The organism is Streptococcus suis, from assembly GCF_046032535.1.
Taxonomy (GTDB): Bacteria; Bacillota; Bacilli; order Lactobacillales; family Streptococcaceae; genus Streptococcus; species Streptococcus suis_AK.
The window spans coordinates 5,339-10,309 of the sequence record NZ_JARQPL010000053.1 but is presented as its reverse complement, the minus strand read 5'-3'; the positions used below and the strand labels follow the sequence as shown (position 1 = coordinate 10,309).

2 protein-coding genes are annotated in these 4,971 nt (G+C 41.1%); both read left to right on the top strand.

The features are described from left to right. The coding region (locus P7J58_RS10750; protein ID WP_408556327.1) for a hypothetical protein at positions 1-220 on the top strand (220 nt) is incomplete at its 5' end. Next, positions 217-4,971: SspB-related isopeptide-forming adhesin (locus tag P7J58_RS10745; protein ID WP_408556328.1), on the top strand; the 4,755-nt coding region annotated here is incomplete at its 3' end. The genes P7J58_RS10750 and P7J58_RS10745, both read left to right, overlap by 4 nt.

Below are 4,971 nucleotides of genomic sequence, written 5' to 3'. Positions count from 1 at the left end.
TTTTCTTTTCCCTGAACTGATTGTGATAACAAAATCAAGCCTTCTTTTTTATGATGGTATTGAACTTGGGCTACGAGCTGTTCAAAAAAGAGAGTTTCTCCTAGAACGGAAAGTTCTTCGTCAAAACTCCTATTTTTGTCGTGCTCGCTTAACGCCCTCGTATCTAATAAAGAGTGACAGTTTGTTGCTACATAAAAAAGAAAAGAAGGACTATTTATGACCAAAACATGTAATCATCACTTTCTTGTCAATCAGGAAAAAGGCGAGAAACACGTCTTTCGCAAGAGTAAAAAATATCGCACTCTATGTTCGGTTGCCCTTGGAACCATGGTGACAGCTGTTGTTGCTTGGGGAGGAACGGTTGCACATGCTGATGAAGTTACACCATCAGTTGACACCACCATTCAACGAACGGAAAATCCAGCCACGAATTTACCAGAAGCACAGCCAAACCCTGTATCTGAACAAACTGAAAGTTTAGCGTTAACTGGACAATCTAACGGTGCAATTGCTGTCACCGTACCACATGATACGGTAACACAAGCAGTTGAAGAAGCAAAGGCTGCAGGTGTTTCTACGGTTGAAGATAGCCCAATGGATTTGGGAAATACAACTTCTGTGGCAGAAACCAACCAACAAATTTCAAAAGCTGAAGCAGATGCCCAAAACCAAGTTGAGGCTATCAATGAAGTCACTAAAACCTACAAAGCTGATAAAGCGACATACGAATCGAATAAAGCCCGCATTGAACAAGAAAATAAGGTGCTGTCACAGGCCTACGAAGAGGCCAACCAAACTGGTAAAGAGACAAATGCTTGGGTTGATTCTAAAGTCAATGACCTAAAAACTCGGTATGCAGATGCTGATGTGACAGTAAATGAACAAGTAGTTTCAGCAGGGAATGGGACATCTGTACTTGACTATACAAACTATGGCAAGACTGTTGAAACCATTCAATCAACTAACGAACAAGCTGTAGCGGATTATCTAACAAAGAAAACTAAGGCAGATGATATTGTTGCGAAAAATCAGGCCATTCAAAAAGAAAATGAAGCTGGACTTGCTAAGGCAAAGGCAGATAATGAAGCCATTGAAAGGCGTAATCAGGCTGGTCAAGCAGCTGTTGATGCTGAAAACCGTGCAGGTCAAGCCGCAATAGATCAAGCGAATCAGGAGAAAGAACAATTCGTTTCAGATCGAGTAGCTGAGATTGAAGCCATTACAATACGCAATCAAGAAAAAGAAAAAGCTGCCAGAAAAGAAAATGAAGCGATTGATGCCTACAATGCCAAAGAAATGGAACGCTATCAACGTGACTTAGCCGAGATTTCAAAAGGTGAAGAAGGTTATATTTCTGAAGCCCTTGCTCAAGCCCTCAATCTCAATAACGGTGAGCCACAAGCACAACATGGAGCCATTACCCGAAATCCTGATCAGATCATTTCAACTGGCGATGCCATGCTGGGTGGGTACTCAAGAATTTTAGATTCCACGGGCTTCTTTGTCTATGATAGCTTCAAAACAGGTGAGACCCTCAGTTTTAACTATCAAAATCTTCAAAATGCACGATTTGATGGCAAAAAGATTAGTCGTGTGAGTTACGATATTACCAATCTTGTGTCACCAGCTGGAACCAATTCCGTAAAATTGGTTGTACCAAACGATCCTACCGAGGGCTTTATTGCCTATCGAAATGATGGAAATGGGGACTGGCGAACAGACAAGATGGAGTTTCGTGTGACTGCCAAGTATTTCTTGGAAGATGGGTCGCAAGTTACCTTCTCCAATGAAAAGCCAGGTGTTTTCACGCATTCTTCCCTCAATCATAATGACATTGGTCTAGAATATGTTAAAGATTCATCTGGGAAATTTGTGCCGATTAATGGTTCAACCATCCAAGTGACCGATGAGGGTCTGGCTCGTTCTTTGGGTTCCAACCGTGCAAGTGATTTGAATTTACCTGAGGAATGGGATACCACATCAAGTCGTTATGCTTATAAAGGAGCTATTGTCTCAACAGTTACATCAGGAAATACCTATACAGTCACCTTTGGGCAAGGCGATATGCCACAGAATGTTGGCTTGTCTTACTGGTTTGCCTTAAATACCCTACCAGTGGCACGTACAGTAACACCTTATAGTCCCAAACCTCATGTAACGGTGGAACTTGAGCCTGTTCCTGAACCTATTACGGTAACACCAGATGTTTTTACTCCTAAAACATTTACACCAGAAAAGCCAGTAACCTTCACGCCAAAGCCTTTGGAAGAAGTGGTACAGCCTAGTCTAACTTTGACCAAGGTAACCTTACCTGTTAAACCTATTCCAAAAGAACTTCCAACGCCACCACAAGTTCCGACTGTTCATTATCATGCGTACCGTTTGACGACAACTCCAGAGATTATGAAAGAAGTAGTCAATAGTGACCAAGCTAATCTTCATGAGAAAACTGTCGCAAAAGATTCAACGGTGATTTATCCCTTAACAGTTGATGCCTTATCGTCCAATCGTTCTCAAACGACTAGTCTCATTTTTGAGGACTACTTGCCTGCTGGTTACCTGTTTGATAAGGAAACAACACAAAAAGAGAATGGAAACTATGTCCTTAGCTTTGATGAGACTAAGAATTTTGTGACCTTGACCGCAAAGGAAAACTTGTTGCAGGAGGTGAATAAAGATTTAACCAAGGTTTATCAATTGACCGCTCCCAAACTTTATGGAACTGTTCAAAATGATGGGGCAACCTATTCTAATAGCTACAAGTTGCTTTTGAACAAGGGCACAGCCAATGCCTATACAGTCACTTCAAATATTGTGACGGTTCGTACACCAGGTGATGGGGAAACAACCACACTTATTATGCCAGATAAAAACAATGAAAATGCGGATGGTGTTCTCATTAACGATACGGTCGTAGCTCTTGGTACAACCAACCACTACCGATTGACTTGGGATTTGGACCAGTATAAGGGAGTTCGTTCTGCTAAAGAGACAATTGCACGAGGCTTCTTCTTTGTGGATGATTACCCAGAGGAAGTGCTTGACGTGGTGGAAAATGGCACGGCTATAACAACGCTTGATGGTCAGGAAGTATCAGGCATAACGGTTAAAACCTATGCTTCGTTAAATAATGCCCCTAAAGACCTTCAAGATAAATTAGCTCGTGCTAAGATTACACCGACTGGTGCCTTTCAAGTCTTTATGCCAGATGACAACCAAGCCTTTTATGACCAATATGTCAAAACAGGTACATCTTTAGCTTTACTGACCAAAATGACGGTTAAAGATAGTCTCTATGGTCAGACAAAGACCTATACAAACAAGGCTTACCAAGTGGATTTCGGCAATGGCTATGAAACCAAGGAAGTGACCAACACCCTTGTTTCTCCAGAACCTAAGAAACAAAACCTCAATAAAGACAAAGTGGACATCAATGGGAAGCCCATGCTTGTGGGAACTCAAAATCACTATACACTCTCATGGGATTTGGACCAATACCGAGGGATTAAAGCAGACAAGTCTCAGATTGCACAAGGTTTTTACTTTGTGGATGATTATCCAGAAGAAGCTTTATTGCCGGATGAAGCAACTATTCAGTTTATCACAACTGATGGCAAAACAGTTTCAGGAATTATGGTGAAGTCCTATGCTCAATTATCAGAAGCTCCTAACACCTTACAAGCAGCCCTATCTAAACAAAAAATTCAGCCTAAAGGAGCTTTCCAAGTTTTCATGCCTGAAGACCCACAAGCCTTTTATGAATCTTATGTGACTAAGGGGGAGAATATTACCATTGTCACTCCGATGACTGTTTTGGAAACCATGATTAATTCAGGGAAGTCTTATGAAAACGTGGCTTATCAGGTGGATTTTGGACAAGCATATGAAACTAATACGGTGACCAATTTTGTCCCTAAAGTAACTCCACACAAGTCTAATACCAATCAAGAAGGCATTTCAATTGATGGAAAGACTGTCCTTCCGAATACAGTCAATTATTACAAAATTGTCTTGAATTACAGTCAATACAAGGACATGGTCGTGACGAATGATGTTCTTGCCAAGGGATTTTACATGGTAGACGATTACCCAGAGGAAGCCCTTACCCTAAATTCTGATGGCATTCAAGTTTTGGATAAGGATGGCAATCGTGTATCTGGTTTCTCTGTCAGCACCTACGCAAGTTTGTCAGAAGCTCCGAAAGTCGTTCAAGATGCCATGGCTAAACGTCAGTTTACACCTAAAGGAGCCATTCAAGTTCTTAGTAGTGATGATCCAAAAAACTTTTATGAGACCTATGTCAAGACTGGTCAAACCTTGGTTGTCACCCTTCCGATGACAGTTAAAAATGAGCTGACCAAAACAGGTGGTCAGTATGAAAATACAGCCTATCAGATTGATTTTGGCTTGGCTTATGTCACGGAAACAGTGGTCAATAATGTTCCAAAATTAGACCCACAAAAAGATGTGATGATTGACTTATCTCATAAAGATGAGAGCCTTGATGGGAAAGAAGTGGCCTTGCATCAAATCTTTAACTATCGCTTAGTTGGAGCGATGATTCCAAGTAATCGTGCGACAGAATTATTTGAATATGGTTTTGAAGATAACTATGATGAAAAGCATGATGAATATAATGGTGTTTACCGAAGCTATCTGATGACGGATGTTACCCTCAAAGACGGTTCTGTCTTAAAAGAGGGGACAGAAGTTACGAAATATACCTTGCAACAGGTGGATACAGAAAATGGCCTCGTGTCAATTTCATTTGATAAATCCTTCTTAGAGACTATCTCTAATGATTCAGCCTTTCAGGCAGATGTTTACCTTCAGATGAAACGGATTGCGACTGGTCAGGTGGAGAATACCTATCTCCATACAGTGAATGGCTATGTCATCAGCTCAAATACAGTTGTAACACATACACCTGAACCTGAAGAACCAAGTCCAAATCAACCCACACCACCTCAA